The following is a 24,408-nucleotide window of genomic DNA, read 5'->3' as shown; positions in this document are numbered from 1 at the left end:
ACGCGTCTTTACATCGCCCGCGATCGGGCCTTCTCTGATCGTCCGGATAGAAATATCCGCCTGACGATCTGGGAGGGGTCTCATGCGCTACGACTATGTCATCGCCGGTGGCGGGTCCGCCGGCTGCACGCTTGCCGCGCGGCTCTCCGAAGATACCTCGAAAACAGTTTGCCTGATCGAGGCGGGAGGAGCCGGCAAGGATCTGCTGATCCGCGCACCCGCCGGCGTCATCGCGCTGCTGCCGGGCCGGCCGAAGATCAACAACTGGGCGTTCGAGACGGTGCCGCAGCCTGGGCTTGGCGGCCGCAAGGGTTACCAGCCGCGCGGCAAGACGCTCGGCGGCTCCAGTGCCATCAACGCCATGCTTTACACGCGCGGGCACCGTGGCGACTATGACGAATGGGCCGATCTCGGCTGCCAGGGCTGGTCGTGGGACGACGTGCTGCCCTATTTCCGGCGCGCCGAAGGCAATCAGCGCGGTGCAGACGCACTACATGGCAGCGAAGGACCGCTGCGGGTCGGCGAACAGCAGGAGCCGCGTGCGCTCTCAAGGGCCTTTGTCGAGGCCTGCGGCGAAAACCAGATACGCCGCAACGACGATTTCAACGGACCGGAGCAGGAAGGGGCGGGGCTCTATCAGGTGACGCAATTCTGGGACGAGCGCCGCAATGGCGAACGATGCTCGGCGGCTGCCGCATATCTGCATCCGGTCATGAGCCGGCCCAACCTTACCGTCATCACCGGAGCACAAGCCACGGGCATCGTGCTTGACGGCAAGCGGTCGACCGGCGTTCGCTATCGCAAGGGCAACAGCGAAGCGATTGCACAAGCCGGGCGCGAGGTCATTGTCTGCGGCGGCGCTTTCGGTTCGCCGCAACTGCTGTTGCTATCGGGCATTGGCCCCGCCGCCGAACTTGCCGTGCACGGTATTCCGGTTGCTCACGAACTGCCCGGAGTGGGCAAGAACCTGCAGGATCATCTCGATTTCATCCTGGGCTGGACGTCGAAGGACGCCGACATGATGGGCATCGGTGTGCGCGGTCTGCCTGGCCTGCTGCGGCATATGCTGCGCTGGCGCAGGGATGGCGGCGGCATGATCGCTACGCCCTACGCGGAAGGCGGCGCCTTCCTCAAATCCGACCCAGCGATCGACCGGCCCGACCTGCAACTGCATTTCTGCATCGCCATCGTCGACGATCACGGCCGCAAGCTGCATATGGGTTACGGTTTTTCCTGCCACGTCTGCGTGCTGCGGCCATATTCGCGGGGCGAGGTCGGGCTGTCGAGCGCGGATCCGCTGGCGGCACCGCGCATCGACCCGCGCTTTCTATCGGACGAACGTGACGGCGAGCTTCTGCTGAGGGGTGTTCGAATGATGCGCGGTGTCCTGGAGGCGCCGGCACTGGCCAAATACCGCCACAAGGAAATCTACACTGCCGGCGTGTCGAGCGACGCGGAGCTTATGTCCCATATCCGTGCCCGCGCCGACACGATTTATCACCCGGCCGGCACCTGCAAGATGGGCATCGACGATATGGCGGTGGTTGATCCGGAACTGCGTGTCCACGGCATGCAAGCCTTGCGCGTCGTCGACGCCTCGGTGATGCCGAGGCTGATCGGCGGCAACACCAATGCGCCGACCATCATGATCGCCGAGAAGGCCGCGGGCATGATCAAGGCGGTTGCCTGACCGTAGTCTGGTCGAACCAATGATTCCATTTTGGCCTTTTTAACGACTCGAATTTGCTGGTGATCGTGCCCGTCTCCGAAAACTGGTCTTACCAATAGGGCGATTTCCGCTTCCCCTTTCACCGTCCTGCCCTTACGATAAGTCGATTATTTCGTCATCCGAAATAAATGGCCACAAAGGGAGGAACCGGGAATGGCTGGTAAGAAAATATTGATGCTCGTTGGCGAGTTCAGCGAGGAATATGAGATTTTCGTCTTTGAGCAGGCCATGCATGCCGTCGGCCACACCGTGCATGTCGTGTGCCCGGACAAGAAGGCGGGCGATGTACTGAAGACATCGCTGCACGATTTCGAGGGCCACCAGACCTACACCGAAAAGCTCGGCCACGATTACATCCTCAACAAGACGTTTTCCGAGGTGGATCCGGGCCAGTACGATGCCGTCTACGCGGCGGGCGGGCGCGGTCCCGAATACATCCGCATCGACAAGCGCGTGCAGGCGCTGGTGCGGCACTTCCATGAGACCGGCAAGCCGATCTTCACCATCTGCCACGGCGTGCAGATCCTGATCGCGGTCGACGGCGTGGTGCGGGGCAGGGAAGTGGCGGCGCTTCACTATTGCGAGCCGGAAGTGACGCTGGCCGGCGGTATCTATATCGACGTCGCGCCGAACGGAGCCCATGTCGACGGCAATCTCGTATCTGCCAAGGGCTGGCCGGGCCTGTCCAATTTCATTCGCGAATGCCTGAAGGTGCTGGGCACGGAGATCCGCCATGGCGAGATCCTGATGCGCGACGAGCGGCAGGCGGCCTGAGGCTCTGAGAACCGGCTGCTCTTCTACGCTTTCAACTCAGGTTGGAAAGCTTTGCGCTGCTTCCTCATGCGGCCCTTGGGCATTGTTCGAAAAGCCAGGCAATTGGCTTTTCGTCCGCTGCGCGGACCGCACTTCACCTCTCCGTTGATGGGAAGCAAGACAAGCGCTACAGCGCCGCGTGTGCCTCTCGGAACGATATCAGCTTGCTGCGGCTTTCGTCCCACAAGGCCAGTTTGACGCAGCGCAGGCTGTCGAGCAGCGTGACGCGGCCGATACCGCGCAGTTCCGGATAGTCTCGCAGCACTTCCTGCAACCGGTAGCCGGGCACCTTGGCGGAGAGGTGGTGGACGTGGTGGACGCCGATATTGCCGGTGAACCAGTTCAGAACCGGCGGCAGGTCGTAGTAGGACGAGCCGTGCAGGGCGGCATGCTGGAACTGCCATTCCTCGTCCTTCGCCCATTCGGTCTCCTCGAACTGATGCTGGACGTAGAACAGCCAGATGCCGGCCGAACCGGCGAGGATGACGATCGGCAGATGGACAATCAGGAACGCGCCGGGACCGACGGCCCAGATAAGCAATGCCGCCGCAAGCGCAATGGCGAGATTGGTGGTCATCGACGACACCCAGGGCGTAAAGCCGCCGCGCATCATGCCGATGGGCAGCCTTTGCGAGAAGATGAACAACCAGATCGGCCCGAGCCCGAACATCACCAGCGGATGGCGATAGAGGCGATAGGCCAGGCGCCCGCGCCAGGACAGGCGCCGGTACTCGGCGACGGTCAACGTCCTGATGTCACCCATGCCGCGCTCATCGAGATTGCCGGCGCTGGCATGATGCACGGCGTGGGCACGCCGCCAGCAATCGTAGGGCGTCAGCGTCAGGACACCGAGCGCTCGGCCGATCCAGTCGTCGGCAATGCGATTGGCGAAGAACGAGCCATGGCCGCAATCGTGCTGGATCATGAAGATCCGCACCAGGAACCCGGCCGCGGGCAGGATGAGGATCAGCCCCCACCAATGGCCGTAGGCATAGGCGGCGGAAGACAGAGCCCACAGCGAGGCGAAAGGAATGAGGGTAATGGCGAGTTCGAGTGCGCTGCGCCGCCTGTCGGGCTTCTTGTAGCGTGCCAGAATCTTGAGCCAGGCGCGCTTGCTACTGGCCGCCATTTCGGGGGAAATCATGTTCATCAGGAAGCATAGGCAGGGTGCGCCGCCGCCGCAAGCCGGCCTTCACGTAAAGTTACTGTGCGTAATTGTCGCGTAAGGCCGGACGAGGCGCCTACTGCCGCCGCCAGGCGTCGCCATTCTCGACCCGGTCAAGGCGGTCGAGCAATTGCCTGAAACGATCGGGGATGTCGGTCTCCGTGTGGAAGGCTGGCAAGGTGCGCAGAAAGCGCGCCATCGTCTCGGCACCGAGCTGGCGCCGGACCTCCGCGGCGAGCCTCTCGCCCTTTTCAAGCTTTTTGCGGGTCATCATCTCAAAAATCCTGCGTCGGCTCCGAAACTCCTCCAGCAAGGGAATGGTTCCCCCATCACGCCCCTGAGGCAAGCAAAGCCGGCAAGTACGGTAAAATTTGAATTAAAATCGCAGCATCGTCCCGGCGTCTTCAAAGGGCCTTGCGGTTGCTTTCCCCTTGATTTTTGGCCTGCGAACCTCGATATCGGGCACAAAATCCACACCATTCAAGATGACGGGAAACGGCGATGAGCGACCAGGCAAAAGACGAACGCGCGCCCAGTGAAGCCGAGGCGGCCGAGGCCAATGCCGAGCGCACGGAAGGCAGCATCGATGGCGACTATGAAGCGCTTGTACGACTGCTGAAGGAAAACGAAGAACTGAAGGACCGCGCGCTGCGCGTCGCGGCCGAGATGGAGAACCTGCGCCGCCGCACCGCGCGCGACGTGCATGACGCGCGAACCTATGCGGTGGCGAATTTCGCCCGCGACATGCTGTCGGTGTCGGACAATCTGCGCCGCGCGCTGGATGCCATTCCCGCCGAGGCCAAGGCGTCGGGGGACGCCGGCTTCAAGGCACTGATCGAAGGCGTCGACCTGACCGAGCGCGCCATGCTGTCGGCGCTGGAACGGCACGGGGTCAAGAAACTCGCGCCGGAAGGCGAAAAGTTCGATCCCAATTTCCACCAGGCAATGTTCGAAGTGCCCAATCCCGATGTGCCGGCCAACACCGTGGTCCAGGTCGTGCAGCCGGGCTATTCGATCGGCGAGCGGGTGCTGCGCCCGGCCATGGTCGGCGTCGCCAAGGGCGGCCCGAAAATTGCCGCCGACGCGCCGGTCGAGCCAGGGCCGGTCAATGAGCAGGCCGAAAAGGATGCGTGATTAGGGAATAGGGGAGTAGGGCAGGAAAACAGGAAGCCGTATGAATCATGCGGCTTCGTGCTAAACATGCTCCCCTACTCCCCTACTCCCCTGCTCCCCTGCTCCCTTAACCGCATAATTCATGAACCCCATCGCCCTCCTCGACTATGCCGGCGTTGCCGTCTTCGCGGCGACGGGGGCGTTGGCGGCGTCGCGCAAGCAGCTCGACATTATCGGCTTTCTGTTCCTGGCCAGCGTCACCGGTATCGGCGGCGGCACGCTTCGCGACGTTATCCTCAATCTGCCGGTTTTCTGGGTCGCCAACTCCAGCTATGTGCTGATCTGCGCGGCGGTTGCGGTGCTGGTGTTCTTTGGTGCGCACCGTGTCGAATCCCGCTGGAAATGGCTGCTCTGGCTCGACGCCATCGGGTTGGCCGCTTTTTCGGTGATGGGGGCGGCCAAGGGGCTGGCCATTACCGGTTCGCCGGTCGTCTCCGTCATCACCGGCGTGCTCACCGCCACGTCAGGCGGCATCCTGCGTGATCTGCTGGCCGGCGAGCCCTCGGTGCTGCTGAGGCCGGAAATCTACGTTACGGCCGCTCTCGCAGGTGCTGCAATCTTCACGGCTGGCGACGTCACAGGATTGCCGCCGATCGTTTCAGAACTGGCCGGCTTCGCCGCGGCGTTCGCGGTGCGCGGCGGTGCGCTCCGTTTCGGCTGGACGTTTCAAGCCTACAAAAGCCGGCCCGGCCGGCGGCCTGAAGACATTCCCTGAAGAGAGGGAGTAGGGAGTAGGGAAATTGTCAGTAGTCGCCGAAGCGTGAATCGTGGCGTCTTCACCACTGCCTACTGCCTACTGCCTACTGCCTACTCGCTCACGCCGCGAAGCGCTGCGCTTCGCCGCCATAATAGTTGACGTAGCGGGCCCCGATCTCCTTGACCGGCATCACCACGAAAATGTCGACGGTCGAGAATTCGCGGTCGATGACGCAACCATCGCCGATGCGGGCGCCGACCCGCAGATAGCCCTTGACCAGTGGTGGCATCGCCGCGATCGCCGCCTTGGTGTTGACCGCCTCGATCGGCATCAGGTCCATGGAGCAATAGCGTCCGGACACAGCGCGCACGTCCCAGGCCGAGTTGGTGCGGCAGTGATGGGCGAGATAGGTGAGCGCCTCGGCGTGCGCGGCCGGCACGGTGCCGTGGAAGGAGGCACAGCCGGTCATCACGCCGATCTCGTAGTGATTGATGTAAGCCCAGATGCCTTGCCACAGCGCCTCGATGGTGCGCTTCGAACGGTATTCCGGCAACACACAGGAGCGGCCGAGTTCCAGGAAACGCTGGCCGGGATGACGGGCGATGAGCTTGGTCAGCTCGAATTCGCCTTCGGAATAGAAGCCTCCGGCGGTTGCCGCGATTTCTTGCCGCAGCAAGCGATAGGTGCCGACGATGCGGCGGTGCTCAGGGCCGGAAAGCGAGGTATCGAGGACGAGGAGATGGTCGCAGAGCGGGTCGAAGCGATCGGCGTCGCGGCGGTCCTGCGCCTGGAACAGATCCTTCCTGGCGCCAAGCTCGTCATAAAATACACGGTAGCGCACTTCCTGCGCGGCCGCGATCTCGGCCTCGTTGCGGGCGAGCCGCACTTCGAGATTGCCGATACGGCCGAGCGCTGCGCCTTTTATGATGGAATCGACATTACGTCCGGCGAGCAAGGCGCTGCTGGCGTTCGGCCGAGTGTCACATTCCGGCATAACTGTATGCACGAGTGATTCTCCTTCGAGCCATCCCTCTTGGCACGGGGATACGGTGTAGGTGCAACAGGATTGTGACAGTACCGTGATACAGCGTCGCGGGCAATACTTCGTCGGCTGGCGAAAACGGTCAACCGGCTATGTTGCGGCACAAGAGCCTACGCGCGTTGGCTTCGCGGGCGCCCGAAACCGGGCTGCTTTTTTTGGCGGGCTTCGTCTGCCATGCACCGTGAAAAGGCGGCTCAAGCGGCTACCTGGCCCTCGACGGCGCTGACCAGCGCGTCGGGGTCGAGCGGCTTGGTGACGAAGCCGCTGGCGCCGTGGGCGAGCACCGCATGGCGGGTCTTTTCCTGGCTGTCGGCCGACAGCACCATGATCGGCACCGGCGGTACGGAGGCTTCCTCCTCGTGGCGGCGGATCGCGGCAATGGCGTCCAATCCGTCCATGACCGGCATATGCAGATCCATCAGCACCACGTCGAAGCGGTGCTTGTGCCCGGCGCCGGTGACCGCCTCGACGGCAGCCTTGCCGTTGCCGACCACCTTGACGCGATGCCCGGCCTTCAACAGCGTTGCGCGGGCCAGCATGGCATTGATGTCGTTGTCCTCGGCGATCAGCACGGACAGGCCCTGTTGGCGTTCGCCTGAGGCACGAAGCGCCGGTGCGCGGCGATTTTCCGGCCGCGGCGGGGCGAGGACCGGCGTCTGGCTGCTCAAAAGGACACGCAAAAGTGTTCCTCCGCGCACCGGCCGGGCAAGGAATGTCGCGTAGCCGCTGGCACGAAACTCGCCAAGCATGCCGCGGTCGGTGGGTGCGATCAGCGTGACGGCTTCGCAATCGGTGAACCCATGCTGGCGAAGCCGCTTGAGCAGCTTCCCGTCACTCTCTTCCAGGGCCGCGTCGACCAGAAGCACGTCACAGCCGTCGGCAAAGGATGCGGCCTGGGCCACGGTGGTGGCGATGCCGGCCGCGCCGCCATTGGCGCGGATGGTGCGGGCGATGGCGTCGGCCTCGACGGTGTTCTTGGACAGGATCACGGCGCGTCGGCCGGCAAGCGCGTTCAGCCGGCCCTGCGGCGGCTCGGTAGCCGATATGGCCGGAATCTCGAAGACGAATTCCGATCCCTGGCCGAGCCGGCTGGATACCGAAATCGTGCCGCCCATGGCGGTGACCAGACGCTTGGAGATGGCAAGCCCCAGTCCGGCACCGCCATGCGTGCGCGTCGAGGTGCCGTCGGCCTGCTCGAATTCCTCGAAGATGCGCTCCATGTCCTCGTCGCGCAGGCCGGGGCCGGTATCGGCGATGGTGAAGCAGATGCGGTCGCTGGTCTCGGTGCGGGCGCGCGCGACGCTGACCAGCACGCCGCCGCTGTCGGTGAACTTGATGGCGTTGCCGATGAGGTTGAGCAGCACCTGCCTGACCCGGCCCGGATCGGCGGTGATCAATTGCGGCACATCCGGTTCGACATGGCAGCCGAGGCCGATATTCTTGGCGAAGGCGCGCGCGGCCATCAATTCGATGATGTTGTCGGCGATCTCGCGCACGGACATGGGCTGCGGTTCGGGATCGAAGCGTCCGGCCTCGATCTTGGAATAGTCGAGCAGATCCTCGATCAGGGCAAGCAAGGCGCTGGCCGAGGTCGAGATGGCGCCGACATAGGTCTGCTGTTCCGGCGACAGGCTGGTGTCGGCGAGCAGCTTGGCCATGCCCATGATGCCGTTCATCGGCGTGCGGATCTCATGGCTGACAGTGGCGAGGAAACGCGACTTGGCCTGGCTTGCGAACTCGGCCCGTTCGCGCGCCGTGATCATGGACGATTCGGCGCGCTTGCGTGCGGTGATGTCGCGGGCGATGGCGCGATGCGAGACGGCATCGCTGTCCTTGTCGCGCACGGACAGCTCGATCCAGGAGAACCAGCGCGGCCCGGTGGGCGTGCGGATGGCGACGTCGGTGGAACTCAGGCATTCATGGTCGGAGAAAGCGGCATCGGGAACGATGCCGACCTCGATGCCGAGTTCGGCCAGCGTCTTGCCGGCAAGGTCGCGCTGATCGGTTTCGACAAGGTCGGCGAACACCTTGTTGGCATAGACGATGTAACCGTCGCGGTCGCGATGGATGACGAGATCGCCGAGCGCGTCGATGAGACCGCGAAAGCGCTCCTCGCTTTCCTGCATCTCCCACATGCGGTCGGCCAGCGTCTCGATCTCGGCGCGGTTGCGGGCGGTGGTTTCGTCGAGCAGGACCGTACTGCGGCGTACGCTGCGCCTGGCGTGCAGGTGCATGGCCAGGCCGGCAAGGCCTGTTGCCAGCAACGCAAGGCTGATGAAGACCGGCGCTCCGGTCAGGTAGGAGAGGCCGGCCAGCACCATGACAACGAAGGTCAGGATCGGCAGGCCTTCGCGCTTGGCCGGTTGCTGATCGGGCACCAGCGGCGGCGCGGCGATAAACCGCCGCGCCATTGCCGGCGCTTGCGCCGGTGCCGCAACGATGTCGTCGCCAGGGTCGGCCCGTTGGCTGTCGGATTCCGCGATCATGCGAAATCCTTGCCAGACAGACATTATGGAAAATTGCGGGGGATCGTTCGAATTTTAGCGGATCGGGGTTTTTGCCCCGGCGAAGACCGATTTGCCGCCCGATGTGGCAATTCCGTCCGGCCTGCGATCCCTCAGTCCGGTCACATGTCGACGACGACGCGACCGCGGATCTTGCCATCGACGATGTCGTGTGCCGCACCGATGATGCCGTCGAAGCCGATGGTCGTGGACAGGCTGGCGAGCTTGTCCACATCGAGATCGGAGCCGATGCGCCGCCAGGCTTCGAGGCGCACGGCCTTCGGCGCCATCACTGAATCGATGCCGAGCAGGGAGACGCCGCGCAGGATGAAGGGCGCCACGCTCGATGGCAGATCCATGCCACCGGCGAGGCCGCAGGCCGCGACCGCCCCGCCATAGGAGGTCATCGACAGAACGTTGGCCAATATGTGGCTGCCGACCGAATCGATACCACCGGCCCAGCGCTCCTTGGCCAGCGGCTTGGCGGGCTGGTTGAGCTCGTCGCGCGATATCACTTCGGCGGCGCCAAGATTGATCAGATAAGGGCTTTCGGCATTGCGGCCTGTCGAGGCGACGACATGGTAGCCGAGGCTGGACAGGATGGAGACCGCGACCGAACCGACGCCGCCGGCAGCGCCCGTCACTACGACAGGGCCGCGATCAGGCAGGATGCCGTGCCGCTCCAATGCCATGACGCAGAGCATGGCCGTGTAGCCGGCGGTGCCGACAGCCATGGCATCATGCGCGCTCATGCTCTCCGGCAACGGCACCAGCCAGTCGCCCTTCACGCGGGCGCGCCCGGCATAGGCGCCGAAATGGGTTTCGCCAACGCCCCAGCCGTTCAGGATGACCTTGTCACCCTTGCGCCAGTCGGGATTGGAAGAGGAGATGACAGTGCCGGCAAGGTCGATGCCCGGCACCAGCGGCCATCGGCGGATCACCGGCGCCTTGCCCGATATGGCCAGTCCATCCTTGTAGTTCACCGTCGTCGCCTCGACCGCGATGGTGACGTCGCCCTCCATCAGATCGGCGTCGGTGAGATCAGTCACGGCGACCGACTGTTTTTTCTCGGCGTCGCGCGAAACGAGGATGGCTTTGAACGTTTCGGTCATCTTTCTCTCCGCGAACTTGCTTGGCGTCTGACTGTGCGGCGATGGCCGCGCGGGGTCAATCTTTGGAAGGCTTGGCGTTCGAAGGTTTGGGTTCACGCCGCCAGCCGATGAGTTCGTCGAACACGACCAGTGCCGCACCCACGGAAATGAAGGCGTCCGCAAGGTTGAAGACGGCGAAGGACCAGACCGGCGTGTGGAACAGGATGTAATCGATGACGTGGCCGTAGACGGCACGGTCGATCAGATTGCCCAGCGCGCCACCGATGATCAGGGCAAAGCCGGTACGGGCGATGACATGGCCCGATGGCGTGCGCGTGGCGAGGTAAAGCACGAAAGCGACGACCAGCACGGCGATGACCACGAGGCCGGTGTCGCCGAAGGAGGAGAACATCGAGAAGGCGATGCCGGTGTTGTAGGTGCGAAACAGCGCCAGGAAGGGCAGCAGGTCGAGCTTTTCCTGGAAGGGCAGGCCGGCCTCGACCAGTGTCTTTATCCATTGGTCGAGCGCGATGGCCACGATGACGAGCAGCGCGTAGGCAGACCATGATTTCACGATTGGACAACCTTCATTGCTGGTCCGGGATTGGTTCGAGTTTCAGCGCGCCGCGCCTGATCTCGAACAGCATGATGCCGGTGGCGACCGCGAGATTGAGCGAATCGGCACGGCCTGCCTGCGGAATCCTGAGCAGCCTGTCGCAGCTCGCCGCCAGGCTTTCGGGCAGGCCCTGCTGCTCGTTGCCCATCATCAGCAACACCGGCCCGCGGGAAAAATCGACCGAGCGGTAGTCGACCGCGCCTTTCAGATGGGTGCCCGCGACGAGACCTGAAAAGCCGCCGCGCCAGGCAAGGAACGCCTCGGTCGTTGCCTTCGCCACTGGCACGGCGAAAATGGAACCCATGGTGGCGCGCACCGTTTCCACCGAAAACGGATCGGTTGTGTCGCCGACCAGAATGACGCCCTTGGCGCCGACGGCATCGACGGTGCGGATGACGGTGCCGAGATTGCCGGGATCGCGCACCCGGTCGAGCGCGACCCAGACATCGCCATTGTCGGCACTGATGTCCTTCAGGGCCAGGAACTTCTGCGAGAAGACGCCGACCACCATTTGCGGATTGTCGCGGCGGGTGATGGCGACAAGCACTTTTTCCGATACTTCGAGCACGGTGCCGCCGGCGGCAACCGTGCGCGCCGCGACCTTTTCCACGGCCGCGTTGCCGCGTCCGGCCTTGGCGAAAACAAGCGTCCTGATCTGCCAGCCCAGATCGAGCGCATCGATGACCAGCTTCAGCCCTTCGGCCATGAAGGCGTTCTGCTGGTCGCGGAATTTCTTCAAGGCGAGTGCCTTGATGTCCTTGACCAGCGGATTGGCAAGACTGGTGACTTCCTTCACCTGGCCGGGTGCGCCGGCGTGCCGTTCGTTCATGTCAGGCCACCCAGCGCGAAAACAGTGAAGTCGAAAGCGCCCGGCCGGCGGACTTTTCACGGATGATCAACTCGCCCGATTCAACCTTGCCGCCCATGCCGGCGAAGGTGTCGCGCATCAGGGCGTGGATGGCGAAGAAGGAGGCACGGATCGAATAGGCGGTCAGCACCACGGCGAGCGGTTTTGGGGTCAGGATCGAGCGACAGAGGTCCGTCAAATCAGGCAGGTCCTCGAACAATTGCCAGACCTCGCCCTTGGGGCCGCGGCCATAGGCCGGCGGATCGAACAGGATGATGTCGTAGCGGCTGCCGCGACGCTCCTCGCGCTCGGCGAACTTCACCGCGTCATCGACGATCCAGCGTATCGGCTTGCCGCCAAGGCCGGCCATCTCCTGGTTTTCGCGCGCCCAGCCGATCGCCTTCTTCGAGGCGTCGACATGGGTGACCTCGGCGCCCGCGCGCGCCGCCACCAGCGAGGCAAGGCCGGTATAACCGAACAGGTTGAGCACCTTGACGGGGCGCCTGGCCGCCGCGATCAGCCCTGCCATATGATCCCAGTGCGAAGCCTGCTCGGGAAAGACGCCGACATGGCGAAACGAGGTGAAACGGCCGAGATAGTCAATGCCGTCATGCTTCATCGGCCAGGTTTCGCCGAGCGGCGTCTTGGGGAAGCGCCAGCGGCCGATGCCTTCCTCGTCGGTGTCGCCGGTGAAGATGGCGTCGGCGCGCTCCCAATCCCTTGCCGGGAGAGCCTTCTGCCAGATCGCCTGGCCCTCAGGCCGGACGATGCGGTAGGGACCGTATTGTTCGAGTTTTTGTCCCGCGCCGCTGTCGAGCAACGCATAATCGGCGTTGGGAGCGACTTCCAGGATTACCGGGAGTTGCTCGGCGGGCAGGGCGCCGTCGCGTCGAGCGATGATGCGCGCCGCTGGCTTCGGCTCGGTCCGATCCTCGGCCCTGGCGGCCTGCTGCTCACGCGGCCGGGAATCAGGCCGCACGGCCGCGCGGTTCTCTGGCGTGCGCGATTGCGCGGCCCCACCCTTCGCCGGCTGGTGCGAGCGATCGTCGCGGCGTTTGTCGCGGAAGGATTTCAAGAAGCATCGTCTCCGGCGGTCTGGCCCGCTTCTGCCACAGCTACGCCCATTGGCGCAACAAACGCGCGCGACATTGCCTTGCCGGAAAGCTCAGCGCCTGATCGTAAGCAGGGCCAGGACCAGTGAGACGAAGCCTGCGGCCTTGAACGCCGTGACAACCATATGGCCGGTCTCCCAACGCAGGCGGATGGCTTCGAAATCATCGGGAATCGGGCCTGGCACCCAGGTGGCAAGGACATCGTTGGCCGGCTTGACGAGTACGATCCAGAATATCAGCGACAGTGCATAGAGCAGGGCGGCGGAAAATGCGAACCAGAATGCCCGGCGATCCTCATGGATCAGCCATGCCAATAATGCCGGACAGGCGATCGCCGCGATATCCAGCGGTGCGCCGATGACGGCAAAGAGCAGGAACTGACCGTTGAAAACCGTCGTCTCGCGCCAGAGGACCGGCGGCCAATGCGAAAGCCGCGGCAGCGATTCCAGGACATGGGCGAAGGACGGTCCGAGGCTGAGCGCGCCGACCAGAGCGGTCAAGGCGGACCAGAACAGCAGGAAACCATATATCTGCATGGTGACTGAACGCTTCCGGGCCACGGCTGTTCCCCAGCTTGTGGTCGCCTGCGCTCCGGCCCTATCGTTGGCCCTTTCCGGATTGCCGCCAATGTCCCGTTCCGAACGCCTGCTTGACCTCATTCAGTCGCTGCGCCGGCACCGCCGGCCGGTGAGCGGGCAAGCATTGGCCGATGAACTAGGGATTTCGATCCGCACGCTCTACCGCGACATCGTAACGTTGCAGGGGCAAGGCGCACCGATCGAGGGCGAGGCGGGACTTGGCTATGTGCTCAAGCCCGGCTTCATGCTGCCGCCGCTGATGTTCAGCGACGAGGAGATCGAAGCCATTGTGCTTGGTTCGCGCTGGGTCGCCAAGCAGCCGGACCGGCGTCTTTCGGCTGCTGCCGCCAACGCGCTGGCCAAGATCGCGGCCGTGCTGCCCGACGATTTGCGTGAGGATCTCGATGCCTCGACGCTGCTGGTCGGGCCGCCGGCGGAAGTCATCGAGGGTATTGATCTCGGCCTGGTGCGGCAGGCCATCCGCAACGAACGCAAGCTCGCTTTCCACTACCGCGATGCTGGCGGCGCCGCCTCGCAACGTGTCGTCTGGCCGTTTGCGCTTGGCTTCTTCGACAAGGTGCGGGTCGTGGTGGCGTGGTGCGAGACGCGGCAGGATTTCCGGCATTTTCGCACGGACCGCATCGCGGAGCTGAAGCCAATCGACACACGCTATCCACGTCGGCGCCAGGCGATGCTCAAGGAATGGCGGGCAACGTTCGACAGGCCTCGCGGCTCCTAACGGATACTGCCAGAATCTGACAGTAGCCTGTTCTAAGGTCTCCAAATCGAAACACCGCCCCTTGGAGAACAGACATGACCACCCCGAACTTTGTCATCCTCTATGTCGATCAGCCGCTCGAGAGCGGCGCCTTCTACAGCGCGCTGCTGGGACGCGAGCCGGTCGAAAGCGCACCGACCTTCGTGCTGTTCGTGCTCGATGCGGGCTTCAAGCTCGGGCTGTGGTCGCGTCATACGGTCGAGCCGGCCGCGACTGCCGTGGGCGGCGGCGCCGAGATCGTCTTTGCCCTGGAGACACCCGACGCGGTCGACGCCACTCATGCCGACTGGGCCGGGCGCGGCCTGAAGATATTGCAGCCGCCGACGAACATGGATTTCGGCCGCACTTTCGTTGCGCTCGATCCCGACAATCACCGTTTGCGTGTTTACTGGCTGAACGCGGGAGGACAGGCATGAACGCCTGCTGGATCGCGGTGGCGTCGGCGCAGCATGTCCGGCGCGGCCGGCAGGGCGGCTTCATGCAGGTTAACCACGGCAAGGCTGCACCTCTGCGCCGCGTCAGGCCCGGCGACGGCATCGTCTATTACTCGCCAACCACCGTTTTGGGGGAGAAAGACGGTCTGCAGGCGTTCACGGCGATCGGCACGGTGCGGGAAGGAGAACCTTATCAAGGCGAGATGGGCGGCGGCTTCACGCCGTTCCGCCGTGATGTCGGCTGGGCGCAGGCCGGGGAAACGCCGATCAAGCCATTGCTTGAGAGGCTGGAATTCACCGCAGGCAAATCGAACTGGGGTTACCAGCTGCGCTTTGGCCTGTTTCCGATCAGCGCGGCCGATTTTGCCCTAATCGCAGGGGCGATGGGCGCCAAACTGGCTTCGACTAGCCCCTGAGTGCCTTGTAGACGGCAATGCCGGCGGCAAGATCCTCGAGTGCCGCGCCGACCGACTTGAACAGCGTAATCTCGTCGGGGCTGCCGCGGCCTTGCTTCTGGCCGCGCGCCAGTTCGTGCAGGTCGGCGACGATGGCTTCCGCCTTCAGGACGCCGGAGGCCAGTGGCTGGACGATGTCACCGGCCTCCTTGGTGGCGCCGGCGCGGGTGTCGACATAGACGCGGGCGCGCATGATCGCGTCGTCATCGCTTTCGCGCATCGTCGGGGTGAAGCCGCCAACCAGATCGACATGGGTTCCCGGCCGCAGCAGCGTACCCTTGACCAGCGGCTTGGTGGTGATTGTCGCCGAGGAGACGATGTCGGCCTGGCCAAGCTCGGCATCGAGATCGGTCGCGGCGCTGGCCGCGAAGCCCTCGGCGCACAGATCGGCCGCGACTTTCTCGGCGTTGGCCGGGGTACGGTTCCAGATGCGGATTGTCTTGATTGGCCGCACGGCGCTGTGCGCCTTGGCGAGGAAGGGTGAGAGCGCGCCGGCGCCGACCACCAGCAGCCGCGAGGCATCGCCGCGGGCAAGATAGGACGCCGCGAGCGCCGAGGCGCAGGCCGTTCGCCACTGCGTCAGCCGCTGGCCGTCGATCAGGGCTTCCGGTTCGCCGGTGCCGCCATCGAGCAGGAGATAGAGCCCCATCACGGCTGGCTTGCCGATGGCGTTGTTGTCGGGCGAGACGGTGACGATCTTGACGCCGATATGGCCGCCGGCCGAACCGCCGGCGGCGTGAAAATCGGTCCAGGCCGGCATCAGAAGCAGGGTCGACGCCGCGCCATCAGGCCTCTCGACCGCGTGATGATGCCTGACCGGCTGCACCGCGCCCTCGCGAAAAGCAGTGCGCAGCGTCTCGACCAGTCCAGGAAAGGTCAGCGCACGATCGACCTCCGCAGCCGAAATGGTCAGCATGAAAAGCTCCGTGAAAAGAAATGCGCCGGCCTGCGATTCAAGTGGTCGGCTTCGGCAATGCCGGTCCTTGGGCCGGTCCTTGGGCCGACCCTTGGACCGACCCTTGGACTGGCCCCTGGGGCACTGAGGGCGCGCGGCTGACCGCCTGGCGCAGGTTTTCCGCCTCGGCGCCGCGCTGGCGCGCCAGCTTGCGGTAGCGGCCTTGCTTTACCCAGGTCGCCAGGCTGCCGACGATCATGCCGATGGCGAGCGCCAGGAACAGGAAGATGAACAGCGGCAAGGTCAGCGTCAGCTTGGGATTGCCGGGATTGAATGGATCCAGCGTGAAGGCGACGAGTTCGCGGTTTGCAACGGCCAAGGCGATCAAGATGATCGCCAGGGGCACGAAGACCACGATGAGCATGAAGCGATTGAGCATGATGTTTTCCGTTGCAAGCGGCCGGACAAGGCAGTCCGGCTACTTGCCGCCGTTCAGCCTTTCACGCAGTTCCTTGCCGGTCTTGAAGAACGGCACCCATTTCTCCTCGACCTCGACGGACTCGCCGGTGCGCGGGTTGCGGCCGGTGCGGGCGGGTCGATTCTTCACCGAAAAAGCGCCGAAGCCGCGCAATTCGACCCGGTTGCCCTCGGCAAGCGCGTCGGTGATTTCATCGAAGATCGCGCCGACGATGTTTTCGACGTCGCGCAGGAAAAGATGCGGATTGCGCGTGGCAATAATCTGCACAAGCTCGGACTTGATCATCAGACGGGTCCCCGTGAAAGCAGTTCGGCCAAAATTATCAGGATGATTTTATTTGCTTTTTCAGCTGTCCCAACGCGTCTCAAGGGTGCCAGACGGAAACGAGACCGTCAAGAAACAAGCGGTTGGCGCCAAGTTCATGGATGACGTCGCCGCCGGAATCCGGCAAGCCGAGCGCGCCGGCGATCGTGCGTGCCATCGCCTTCGAGAACAGGAAGCCGCCGCGCCGTTCCGTGTCCTTCCATTCGACCACCTGGAGCTTGGCATCGACACCCTTGGTCGCCAGCCAGTCGATGGCCACGGACTCGCCGCCGACGGCGTCGATCAACCCGTTGGCAACACCTTGGCGGCCGGTGAAGATCGAACCGTCGGCGAGCGCCAGTGCTTGTTCGTGCGTCATCTTGCGGCGTTCCGCGACGATGCCGACGAACCAGTCGTAGCTGTCGAGGATGAGCTTGCGGACCATGGCGCGTTCGTCGTCATTGGTCGGCTTGAAGGGCGAGGGCGAGGCTTTCAGAGGCGAGGATTTCACCTCCTCCAGCTTGACGCCGAGCTTGTCCATCAGGCCGCTGACGTCAGGATACTGGATCAGCACGCCGATGGAGCCGACGATCGAGGTCTTGCGGGCGACAATATGGTCGGCGGCGCTTGCGATCATGTAGCCCGCCGACGCGGCGAGCGTGCCGACCTCGGCCACGACCGGCTTGTCGGCGGCGAGCTTGCGCACCTCCTCGTAGATCGATTCCCCGCCGACGGTGGTGCCGCCGGGAGAATCGATCACCAGGATCACGCCTTTTACTTTCGCCGACTGGCGGATGGTCTCCAGCCGCTTGATCAGTTCGTCGTCCTCGGTGATGGTGCCTTCGATCCTGACCTTGGCGATGTGGTCGACGGTGGAGCCGCCGAAATCGTCGCCATAGAACCAGGCCGACAGCGCAATCACCCCGAGCGCCACGATGCCAAAGGCCGCGACACGCCAGAAAGTCAGCTTGCGCCGCAAGCGGCGGCGGTCGATCAGGTCGTCGGCTCTCAATGCCATCGTCAGCCTCACAGTCAGCGGGAAGAGACGCTTTTAGACCATGATGTCTCCATCGGGAAGCAGTTCCATCCCGCACATGGCGCGGCAATCCGCGCGCGACGGTCCTTATGCTGTCTGTTTTGTGACTGGTCTGTGCGGGGGACGCAAGGTAAGTGGGAAGAACTTCGGTGATGAAAAAAGACGCAAGGGCGACTATTTCTGCTATGAAGCACTGGCTATTGCGCTGACCCGGGTTTCGTTTGTGCAATGGCAGCTGTCACATTTTTGCGGTTTTCGTCGGCTTGTGCTTGCGTGAGGACGCTGGCGTCCCACCTATAGGCGGTGCTCCCCGGGGGCGGGTTTTAGAAGAAAGCAGTCATGTTAGCGCGACCGAATGAACCGGCCAGCCCGGAGACGGAGTTGGCTCCCCCGGAGGATGGCTGGACGCGGGACGAGGCTTTCGACCGCGCTCAGCGTCACTCGCGCCGCGTGCGCGTGCTCAAATTCGCCGTGCCCTTGGCCGCGGCGCTGATCGCCGTCGCCTTCCCGATCTATTCGTATCTCGCCGCCCCCGTTTCCGTCGCGGTGCAGGCTGAAGGCACCGCCTTCTCCAACGGCAAGCTGGTGATGGCCAATCCCAAACTCAATGGCTTCACCAAGCAGAAGCAGCCCTACTCGATGACGGCGCTGCGGGCGATACAGGATGTGAGCACGCAAGGCATCATCGAGCTCGAGGGCATCGACGCCAAGGTGCCGATCGCTCCCGACAATGTCGCGGCGGTAAAAGCCTCGCGTGGCACCTATGATCGCGACGGCAATACGATGAAACTGGACAGCGACGTCACCATCACCACGACCGACGGCATGCAGGCCAAGTTCAAATCGGTCTTCCTCGACATGGGCAAAGGCACTATGAAGACGGATGATCCCGTCGATGTCAGCCGTGGCGGGTCGCAGATCACAGCGAATTCCCTGTCGGTCCAGGACAATGGCAAGATCCTGGTGTTCGAGAATAGGGTGCGCGTCAACATTGATGCCGCCAGTCTGAAGGCGGCTGAGGCAAAGGGCGAAGAAGCGAATGTGGCTCAATAGTTCGACACGGCTTGCGGCCGCAACTTCGGCGCTGCTCCTGCTCAGCCTGGCGCCGTCGCTGGCGCAGTCGTCTGCCGCCAGTCAGGTGTCAGGCCTCAAACTGGCCGGTGACAAGCCGATCCAGATCGAAAGCGACAAGCTGGAAGTGCGTCAAGCCGAGAATGTCGCCATCTTCACGGGCAATGTCACCGTCGTCCAGGGGCCGACGCTGATGAAGGCCGGCAAGATGATGGTCTATTACATCAAGGATGCCAATGCCGCGGCCAAGGGCACGGAAGCCGCGGGCGCTGCGATGACCGGCTCGGCCAATATCGACCATCTCGAAATCTCCGACAAGGTGTACATCAAGTCGGATCAGCAGGTCGCTACCGGCGATCAGGGCAGTTTCGACATGAAGAGCCAGGTGCTGGTGCTTTCGGGCAAAAAGGTCGTCCTGTCGCAAAACGACAATGTCCTGGTCGGCTGCAAGCTCACCGTGCAGATGAAAAGCGGACTGGCCCAGGTCGATCCATGCGCTGGGCAGCGCGTGCAGATGTCGATCACGCCGCCGCCGAAATCGGATGCGTCGAAATCGGGAGCGACGAACCCCTGATGGCCAGCCTGTCGTCGCTGACGGCGCGTCTTCCGGGACGGGCCGCAGGCAAGCTTTCGGCTCCGGCCACGGTCACCGCCGACAAGGCGAAGTTCAAGGGAACCTTGATCGCCAAGGGACTGACCAAGAGCTACAAGGGCCGCAAGGTCGTCAGCGGCGTCACGCTGGGCGTACGCGCCGGCGAGGCCGTCGGGCTGCTCGGCCCTAACGGCGCCGGCAAGACGACCTGCTTCTACATGGTTACCGGCCTGGTGCCGGTGGATGAAGGCACGATCGAGATCGACGGCTTCGACGTCACCTCGATGCCGATGTATCGCCGCGCGCGCCTCGGCATCGGCTATCTGCCCCAGGAGGCCTCGATCTTCCGCGGCCTCAATGTCGAACAGAACATCCGCGCCGTGCTCGAAGTGGTGGAAAAAGACCGCAAGGTCCGCGAGCGCAACCTCGACGAACTGCTCGAGGAATTCCACATCAGCCATCTGCGCAAGGCGCCGTCCATGTCGCTCTCGGGCGGCGAAAGGCGGCGCCTGGAAATCGCGCGCGCGCTGGCGACGCGTCCGGCCTACATGTTGCTCGACGAACCCTTCGCCGGCATCGATCCGATCGCGGTCGCCGACATCCAGCAATTGGTGCGTCACCTGACGGCGCGCGGCATCGGTGTCCTCATCACCGACCACAATGTGCGTGAGACGCTCGGCCTGATCGACCGTGCCTATATCATCCACGCCGGCCAGGTGCTGACCCATGGCCGCGCCGACGAAGTGGTGGCAAATCCCGACGTGCGGCGGCTTTATCTCGGCGAGGGTTTTACCCTCTGAGCAATTCCTTGTCCTACACGCCGCTTCGCTGCGTCTGTTTTTTGCGAAGTTCCGGCCAGGAAGCTGTTTTTTCCCCGGCTCTTGGAATTGCTCTGAGCGTGAAATTTGTTTCCTGACACGATTTTTCTGGCGGTGCGGCCTGTTTTTTCGCGGTTTTGCCGCGAGATAACGCTCCGGTAAGCGGGTTTTGCTAGGCTTTGCCTTGACAAGCAAAAGCCGGGCCAGTTTCTATGCCCGCCGTGAAATTCATTCCGGAAGTCCGGACGCGTTCAGGAGGCGTTTGAAACCGAGCCATGGCGTTGGCGGCGAAACTACAGCTCCGACAGTCGCAGTCGCTGGTGATGACGCCGCAGCTGATGCAGTCGATTCGGCTGCTGCAGTTCACCCATGCCGAGCTCGAGCATTTCATCGACGAGGAGATCGAGCGCAATCCGCTCCTGGAGCGCGCCGAGCCGCAGGACGATGCCGCGAGCGATCAGGCGCAGAAGCTCGAGGCTGAGCCGCAAGCCGCCCCCGACGGCGACTGGTTCGAGAACGAGACGGCATGGAGCGCCGAGGCGATCTCGGAAAAGCTCGATACGTCCCTGGAAAACCTGTTTCCCGATGATCCCGGCACCAGCGAACGGCTCGGGCCCGACCTGACGGCGCAATGGAAATCGGCTTCGGGCAGCGGCGGCGGCTCCTCGTCCGAGGGGCTCGATGCCGGCGACATGGCGGCGAGCGCGATCACGCTGCGCGACCATGTCGGCGAGCAGATCGCACTTGCCTTCACCGATCCCGTTGCGCGGCTGATCGCCGGAGAACTTTCCGATGGGCTCGACGAGACCGGCTATGTCAGGGCCGATCTGGCGGAGATCGCCGCGCGGCTCGGCATCGACAGCCTGGCGGTGGGCAAGGTGCTGGCCGTATGCCAGACCTTCGAGCCGGCCGGCCTGTTCGCCCGCGATCTCGCGGAATGCCTTTCCCTGCAGCTTGCCGTGCGTGACCGGCTCGATCCGGCGATGAAGGCCCTGGTCGCCAATCTCGAACTGCTGGCACGGCGCGATTTCCAGACGCTGAAGCGGCTCTGCGGCGTCGACGAGGAGGATTTGCTCGACATGCTGGCCGAAATCCGGGCGCTCGACCCGCGGCCCGGCATGGCTTTTTCGGGCGGCGCCAGCGACGCCATCGTCGCCGATGTCGAGGTGCGGGCGGCCAATGACGGGAGCTGGACCGTCGAACTCAATGCCGAAACGCTGCCGCGCGTGCTGGTCGACCATATTTATTTCGCCCAGGTGTCGCCGCACGCGAAGAACCAGGCGGAGAAGGACTTCCTGGCCGAGTGCCTGCAGAACGCCAATTGGCTGACGCGCAGCCTCGACCAGCGGGCAAAGACGATCCTCAAAGTGGCCTCGGAAATCGTGCGCCAGCAGGACGCCTTCCTCGTCCATGGCGTACGCCATCTGAAGCCGCTCAACCTGCGCACGGTGGCCGACGCCATCGGCATGCACGAATCGACGGTCAGCCGCGTCACAGCGAACAAATACATGCTAACCCCGCGCGGCGTGTTCGAGCTGCGCTATTTCTTCACCGCCTCGATCGCGGCATCGGGCGGTGGCGAAGCGCATTCCTCCGAAGCGGTGCGTGATCGCATCAAGCAAATGATCGACGAGGAGAAGCCCGTCGATGTGCTGTCGGACGATGCTATCGTCGACATGCTCAGGGAAAGCGGCGTCGATATCGCCCGGCGCACGGTCGCCAAATACCGGGAAGGCATGAATATTCCCTCGTCGGTGCAGCGCCGGCGCGAGAAACGGGCGCTCGCCAGCGCCGGCCGCTAGAGCAAGTCCAGGAAAATTGTAAAGCGGTTTCCCGGGAAAAGCGCATAGCGCTTCCCTTGGCAATTGCGCCAAGGCAAAGAGATGGAGCGGCGTTTCCGTGAAATGATGGACAGCTCCATGCGCTCACGATTTCCACAGTTTTCGAGTTTCATTGACAAGCCACGGTGAAGTGGCTAGAAGCCCGCCCGCATGAGACGGGCCTGATGCCCGCTAGCGGATGGTCCGTCACGACATGACCCCGGGACGGTCAAGAAGGCGGCTTGTGATCAACCGGAAAGTTCGGATTTAAATCGGCGCGAGTGACGCCGCAAAGCTTGTGCGCACGGATCACGAGTATAAACTCGGGCCAGTTTGAAGCCTGAGCAAGGAAGGTCAGTTTTCAGATGAATCTGCGCATATCGGGAAAGCACATGGATATCGGCGATGCGTTCCGCACACGCATCAACGATCGGGTCGGTGAAGCGATCGGCAAATATTTCGATCGCGGCTTCGCGGGACACGTCACCGTCATCAAATCGGGCTCGCGCTATTCGGCGGATTGCATGATCCGGCTGGATTCAGGCGCCTCGCTGCAAGCCACCGGCGATGCCCAGGATCCGACGCTGGCCTTCGAGGCCGCAGCCGATCGGCTGGAGACCCGGCTTCGGCGCTACAAGCGCCGTCTGAAATCGCACAATTCGGGCAATGGCAACGGCGAATTGACCGACATTGCCTATACCGTGATGGCACCGCTTGCCGATGACGATGAGGAAATCCCGGAGGATTTCGCACCGGCCATCGTCGCCGAATCAACCATGACGCTGAAGACCATGTCGGTGGCCTCGGCCGTCATCGAGCTCGATACCAAGGACAGTCCGGTGGTTGTTTTCCGCAATGCCGGAACCGACCATCTCAACATCGTCTATCGCCGGCCCGACGGAAACATCGGCTGGATCGATCCGTCCACGACCAAAGTCGCACAGGGATAAAAGCCAGCCGCACGAGGGGTGGGGACTGGCGCGGCAGGCGAACAAGGATTTTCAAGTATGGATCTGAGCGATCTTATCAGCGTTCCGGCGATTTTGCCGGCGTTGAAGGCGAACTCCAAGAAGCAGCTTCTGCAATTGCTGTCCGAGCGGGCGGCGGCGATTTCGGGCATTCCGGAACGGGAGGTGTTCGACACCATCCTGCAGCGTGAGCGCCTGGGTTCGACCGGCGTCGGCAACGGCATCGCCATCCCGCACGGCAAGCTTGCCGGCGTGAAGCGCATCGCCGGCGTTTTCGCCCGGCTGGAAACGCCAGTCGATTTCGAATCGCTGGATGACCAACCGGTCGATCTGGTGTTTCTGCTGCTGGCGCCTGAAGGGGCGGGTGCCGATCACCTCAAGGCGCTGTCGCGCATCGCGCGCGTGCTGCGCGATGCCGACACGGTGGCCAAGATCAGGGGAACGCGTGACGCCACGGCGATCCATGCGCTTTTGTCGGACACGCAGGCCTCGCACGCGGCCTGAAGTCATCTTCTTTAAGATATCACCCCAAGGGCCGCCGTGAGCGGCCCTTTCGTTTCCGTCCCGCCTTAATGAATGGCGACGGTGGTCAAATCGTTTTCCATGGCGCCGGCCAGAGCACGGTCACGCGCATCGGAAAGCAGGATCGGCTGGCCGTTGGCGCCAAACAGGGCCCACAGCTCCATGCCGGGCGCGATTTCACCGATGTTGGGGAAGCGGCCGAGCAGTTCGTCGCTCGAGACCTTGCGCAGATAGGCGACCGAGCCTTCGCCGAGATGGGCGAACTCGCCGCTGGTCATAGTGATGATTTCGTCAGTTCTGGTCATTTCAAGCCTCCTTGGCGCGAGGACGCCGCTCAAGGCCATCCCGCATGAGAGCCCTCAGTGAAGATCAGTCTTTCACCGATATATTTATTTTCCGTACCAGCCGTTCGGACTCCGGCCGATCGAGGTCGATCGACAAAAGGCCGTTCTTCAGTTCCGCCGCGATCACCCGCATGCCGTCGGCCAGCACGAAACAGCGCTGGAACTGGCGCGCGGCAATGCCGCGATGAAGGAATTCGCGCTCGGTGTCGTCGGTTTGACGGCCGCGCACGACCAGCTGGTTTTCCTCCGTTGTCACATCGAGATCGCTTTCGGCGAAACCGGCGACGGCGAGTGTAATGCGCAGCCTTTCGGCCTTGCCGTCGGCACCGCTGAGGCGCTCGATATTGTAGGGAGGGTAGCTGTCGCCGGACTTCGCCAGGCGCTCCAGCGTCTTTTCCATGGCGTCGAAACCCAGGAGAAGCGGGCTGGAGAAAGGCGTCATTCGGCTCATGTTACACTGTCCTCTCAAGAGCGACATAAACTGGAAAAACCCGGATGGCATTTTTCCCGATGGTCTTGATATGGTC

At 63.4% G+C, this 24,408-nt stretch carries 28 protein-coding genes; 13 read left to right on the top strand and 15 right to left on the bottom strand.

Going from position 1 to position 24,408, the window contains the following annotated elements; all coding sequences use genetic code 11:
- Nucleotides 1–82: 82 nt before the first annotated feature.
- Complete coding sequence (locus EN861_RS23225) at nucleotides 83–1,690, top strand: GMC family oxidoreductase N-terminal domain-containing protein (RefSeq protein ID WP_135865758.1); 1,608 nt, start codon at nucleotides 83–85, stop codon at nucleotides 1,688–1,690.
- A gap of 192 nt (nucleotides 1,691–1,882) precedes the next feature.
- Nucleotides 1,883–2,503 carry a DJ-1/PfpI family protein gene (locus EN861_RS23220; RefSeq protein ID WP_127280673.1) on the top strand — a complete coding sequence of 207 codons (621 nt, stop codon included), beginning with the start codon at nucleotides 1,883–1,885 and terminating at the stop codon, nucleotides 2,501–2,503.
- Between the two features lie 166 nt (nucleotides 2,504–2,669).
- Here EN861_RS23220 and EN861_RS23215 read toward each other — a convergent pair whose 3' ends face one another.
- The gene (locus tag EN861_RS23215; RefSeq protein ID WP_127870004.1) at nucleotides 2,670–3,692 is read right to left on the bottom strand and encodes a fatty acid desaturase; all 1,023 of its coding nucleotides are present in this window, start codon (nucleotides 3,690–3,692) and stop codon (nucleotides 2,670–2,672) included.
- A gap of 91 nt (nucleotides 3,693–3,783) precedes the next feature.
- Nucleotides 3,784–3,981: a hypothetical protein gene (locus EN861_RS23210; protein ID WP_127280461.1), complete on the bottom strand. Its 198-nt coding sequence runs from the start codon at nucleotides 3,979–3,981 to the stop codon at nucleotides 3,784–3,786.
- Nucleotides 3,982–4,208: 227 nt separating this feature from the next.
- Between EN861_RS23210 and grpE the strand changes: the two genes are divergently transcribed.
- Entirely contained in the window at nucleotides 4,209–4,841 is a 633-nt protein-coding gene (gene grpE, locus EN861_RS23205; protein ID WP_127280462.1) for a nucleotide exchange factor GrpE, read from the top strand.
- Nucleotides 4,842–4,962: 121 nt separating this feature from the next.
- Complete coding sequence (locus EN861_RS23200; protein ID WP_135865756.1) at nucleotides 4,963–5,595, top strand: trimeric intracellular cation channel family protein; 633 nt, start codon at nucleotides 4,963–4,965, stop codon at nucleotides 5,593–5,595.
- 100 nt (nucleotides 5,596–5,695) lie between these two features.
- Here the strand turns inward: EN861_RS23200 and EN861_RS23195 are convergent, their stop codons facing one another.
- The 7 genes from EN861_RS23195 to EN861_RS23165 all read right to left on the bottom strand — a co-directional run bounded on the left by EN861_RS23195 (nucleotide 5,696) and on the right by EN861_RS23165 (nucleotide 13,325).
- Nucleotides 5,696–6,571, bottom strand: a complete 876-nt coding sequence (locus EN861_RS23195; protein ID WP_245512092.1) for a GNAT family N-acetyltransferase — start codon at nucleotides 6,569–6,571, stop codon at nucleotides 5,696–5,698.
- Between the two features lie 242 nt (nucleotides 6,572–6,813).
- Nucleotides 6,814–9,105 (bottom strand): PAS domain-containing hybrid sensor histidine kinase/response regulator, encoded by a 2,292-nt coding sequence (locus EN861_RS23190; RefSeq protein ID WP_135865752.1) that lies wholly within the window; start codon nucleotides 9,103–9,105, stop codon nucleotides 6,814–6,816.
- Between the two features lie 140 nt (nucleotides 9,106–9,245).
- Nucleotides 9,246–10,235 (bottom strand): MDR family oxidoreductase, encoded by a 990-nt coding sequence (locus EN861_RS23185; protein WP_135865750.1) that lies wholly within the window; start codon nucleotides 10,233–10,235, stop codon nucleotides 9,246–9,248.
- A 55-nt stretch (nucleotides 10,236–10,290) separates the two neighbouring features.
- Nucleotides 10,291–10,788 carry a signal peptidase II gene (lspA, locus tag EN861_RS23180; RefSeq protein WP_135865748.1) on the bottom strand — a complete coding sequence of 166 codons (498 nt, stop codon included), beginning with the start codon at nucleotides 10,786–10,788 and terminating at the stop codon, nucleotides 10,291–10,293.
- Nucleotides 10,789–10,801: 13 nt separating this feature from the next.
- Nucleotides 10,802–11,659 (bottom strand): RNA methyltransferase, encoded by an 858-nt coding sequence (locus tag EN861_RS23175; RefSeq protein WP_127869998.1) that lies wholly within the window; start codon nucleotides 11,657–11,659, stop codon nucleotides 10,802–10,804.
- A gap of 1 nt (nucleotide 11,660) precedes the next feature.
- Nucleotides 11,661–12,752, bottom strand: coding sequence for a class I SAM-dependent rRNA methyltransferase (locus tag EN861_RS23170; protein ID WP_127869997.1), 1,092 nt, complete (start codon nucleotides 12,750–12,752; stop codon nucleotides 11,661–11,663).
- 90 nt (nucleotides 12,753–12,842) lie between these two features.
- Nucleotides 12,843–13,325 (bottom strand): DUF1772 domain-containing protein, encoded by a 483-nt coding sequence (locus EN861_RS23165; RefSeq protein ID WP_135865745.1) that lies wholly within the window; start codon nucleotides 13,323–13,325, stop codon nucleotides 12,843–12,845.
- A gap of 91 nt (nucleotides 13,326–13,416) precedes the next feature.
- Between EN861_RS23165 and EN861_RS23160 the strand changes: the two genes are divergently transcribed.
- The 3 genes from EN861_RS23160 (at nucleotide 13,417) to EN861_RS23150 (ending at nucleotide 14,995) form a co-directional block, all read left to right on the top strand.
- The gene (locus tag EN861_RS23160) at nucleotides 13,417–14,106 is read left to right on the top strand and encodes a YafY family protein (protein WP_127869995.1); all 690 of its coding nucleotides are present in this window, start codon (nucleotides 13,417–13,419) and stop codon (nucleotides 14,104–14,106) included.
- Nucleotides 14,107–14,180: 74 nt separating this feature from the next.
- Entirely contained in the window at nucleotides 14,181–14,561 is a 381-nt protein-coding gene (locus tag EN861_RS23155) for a VOC family protein (RefSeq protein ID WP_127869994.1), read from the top strand.
- Nucleotides 14,558–14,995, top strand: coding sequence for an EVE domain-containing protein (locus EN861_RS23150; protein ID WP_135865743.1), 438 nt, complete (start codon nucleotides 14,558–14,560; stop codon nucleotides 14,993–14,995). The genes EN861_RS23155 and EN861_RS23150 overlap by 4 nt, the downstream gene beginning before the upstream one ends.
- Here the strand turns inward: EN861_RS23150 and EN861_RS23145 are convergent.
- The 4 genes from EN861_RS23145 to sppA form a co-directional block, all read right to left on the bottom strand.
- Entirely contained in the window at nucleotides 14,985–15,950 is a 966-nt protein-coding gene (locus EN861_RS23145; RefSeq protein ID WP_135865741.1) for an ornithine cyclodeaminase family protein, read from the bottom strand. The genes EN861_RS23150 and EN861_RS23145 overlap by 11 nt on opposite strands.
- Nucleotides 15,951–15,987: 37 nt before the next feature.
- On the bottom strand, nucleotides 15,988–16,368 hold the full coding sequence (locus tag EN861_RS23140; RefSeq protein ID WP_127279749.1) for a LapA family protein: 381 nt from the start codon (nucleotides 16,366–16,368) through the stop codon (nucleotides 15,988–15,990).
- Nucleotides 16,369–16,407: 39 nt separating this feature from the next.
- Nucleotides 16,408–16,692, bottom strand: coding sequence for an integration host factor subunit beta (locus EN861_RS23135; RefSeq protein WP_006200394.1), 285 nt, complete (start codon nucleotides 16,690–16,692; stop codon nucleotides 16,408–16,410).
- A 79-nt stretch (nucleotides 16,693–16,771) separates the two neighbouring features.
- Nucleotides 16,772–17,728, bottom strand: coding sequence for a signal peptide peptidase SppA (gene sppA, locus EN861_RS23130; RefSeq protein ID WP_135865738.1), 957 nt, complete (start codon nucleotides 17,726–17,728; stop codon nucleotides 16,772–16,774).
- A 357-nt stretch (nucleotides 17,729–18,085) separates the two neighbouring features.
- On the opposite strand from sppA, the gene lptC reads away from it, so the two are divergent.
- The 6 genes from lptC to ptsN all read left to right on the top strand — a co-directional run bounded on the left by lptC (nucleotide 18,086) and on the right by ptsN (nucleotide 23,519).
- On the top strand, nucleotides 18,086–18,799 hold the full coding sequence (gene lptC / locus EN861_RS23125) for an LPS export ABC transporter periplasmic protein LptC (RefSeq protein ID WP_127279797.1): 714 nt from the start codon (nucleotides 18,086–18,088) through the stop codon (nucleotides 18,797–18,799).
- Nucleotides 18,786–19,391, top strand: coding sequence for an LptA/OstA family protein (locus EN861_RS23120; RefSeq protein WP_127279798.1), 606 nt, complete (start codon nucleotides 18,786–18,788; stop codon nucleotides 19,389–19,391). The genes lptC and EN861_RS23120 overlap by 14 nt, the downstream gene beginning before the upstream one ends.
- Nucleotides 19,391–20,209: an LPS export ABC transporter ATP-binding protein gene (gene lptB / locus EN861_RS23115; protein ID WP_127279799.1), complete on the top strand. Its 819-nt coding sequence runs from the start codon at nucleotides 19,391–19,393 to the stop codon at nucleotides 20,207–20,209. The genes EN861_RS23120 and lptB overlap by 1 nt, the downstream gene beginning before the upstream one ends.
- A gap of 293 nt (nucleotides 20,210–20,502) precedes the next feature.
- The gene (gene rpoN, locus EN861_RS23110; RefSeq protein WP_135865736.1) at nucleotides 20,503–22,029 is read left to right on the top strand and encodes an RNA polymerase factor sigma-54; all 1,527 of its coding nucleotides are present in this window, start codon (nucleotides 20,503–20,505) and stop codon (nucleotides 22,027–22,029) included.
- 383 nt (nucleotides 22,030–22,412) lie between these two features.
- Entirely contained in the window at nucleotides 22,413–22,997 is a 585-nt protein-coding gene (raiA, locus tag EN861_RS23105) for a ribosome-associated translation inhibitor RaiA (protein ID WP_127279801.1), read from the top strand.
- A 57-nt stretch (nucleotides 22,998–23,054) separates the two neighbouring features.
- The gene (gene ptsN, locus EN861_RS23100; protein ID WP_010911486.1) at nucleotides 23,055–23,519 is read left to right on the top strand and encodes a PTS IIA-like nitrogen regulatory protein PtsN; all 465 of its coding nucleotides are present in this window, start codon (nucleotides 23,055–23,057) and stop codon (nucleotides 23,517–23,519) included.
- Nucleotides 23,520–23,584: 65 nt separating this feature from the next.
- Here ptsN and EN861_RS23095 read toward each other — a convergent pair whose 3' ends face one another.
- Nucleotides 23,585–23,842 carry a DUF1150 family protein gene (locus tag EN861_RS23095; RefSeq protein ID WP_127869990.1) on the bottom strand — a complete coding sequence of 86 codons (258 nt, stop codon included), beginning with the start codon at nucleotides 23,840–23,842 and terminating at the stop codon, nucleotides 23,585–23,587.
- Nucleotides 23,843–23,906: 64 nt separating this feature from the next.
- On the bottom strand, nucleotides 23,907–24,332 hold the full coding sequence (locus EN861_RS23090; protein ID WP_013893014.1) for an Hsp20 family protein: 426 nt from the start codon (nucleotides 24,330–24,332) through the stop codon (nucleotides 23,907–23,909).
- Nucleotides 24,333–24,408 lie beyond the last annotated feature (76 nt).

It is taken from the genome of Mesorhizobium sp. M8A.F.Ca.ET.218.01.1.1 (assembly GCF_004791165.1).
GTDB lineage: Bacteria > Pseudomonadota > Alphaproteobacteria > Rhizobiales > Rhizobiaceae > Mesorhizobium.
The sequence above is the reverse complement of the archived record's forward strand: the minus strand, read 5'-3'. Positions and strand labels throughout refer to the sequence as shown.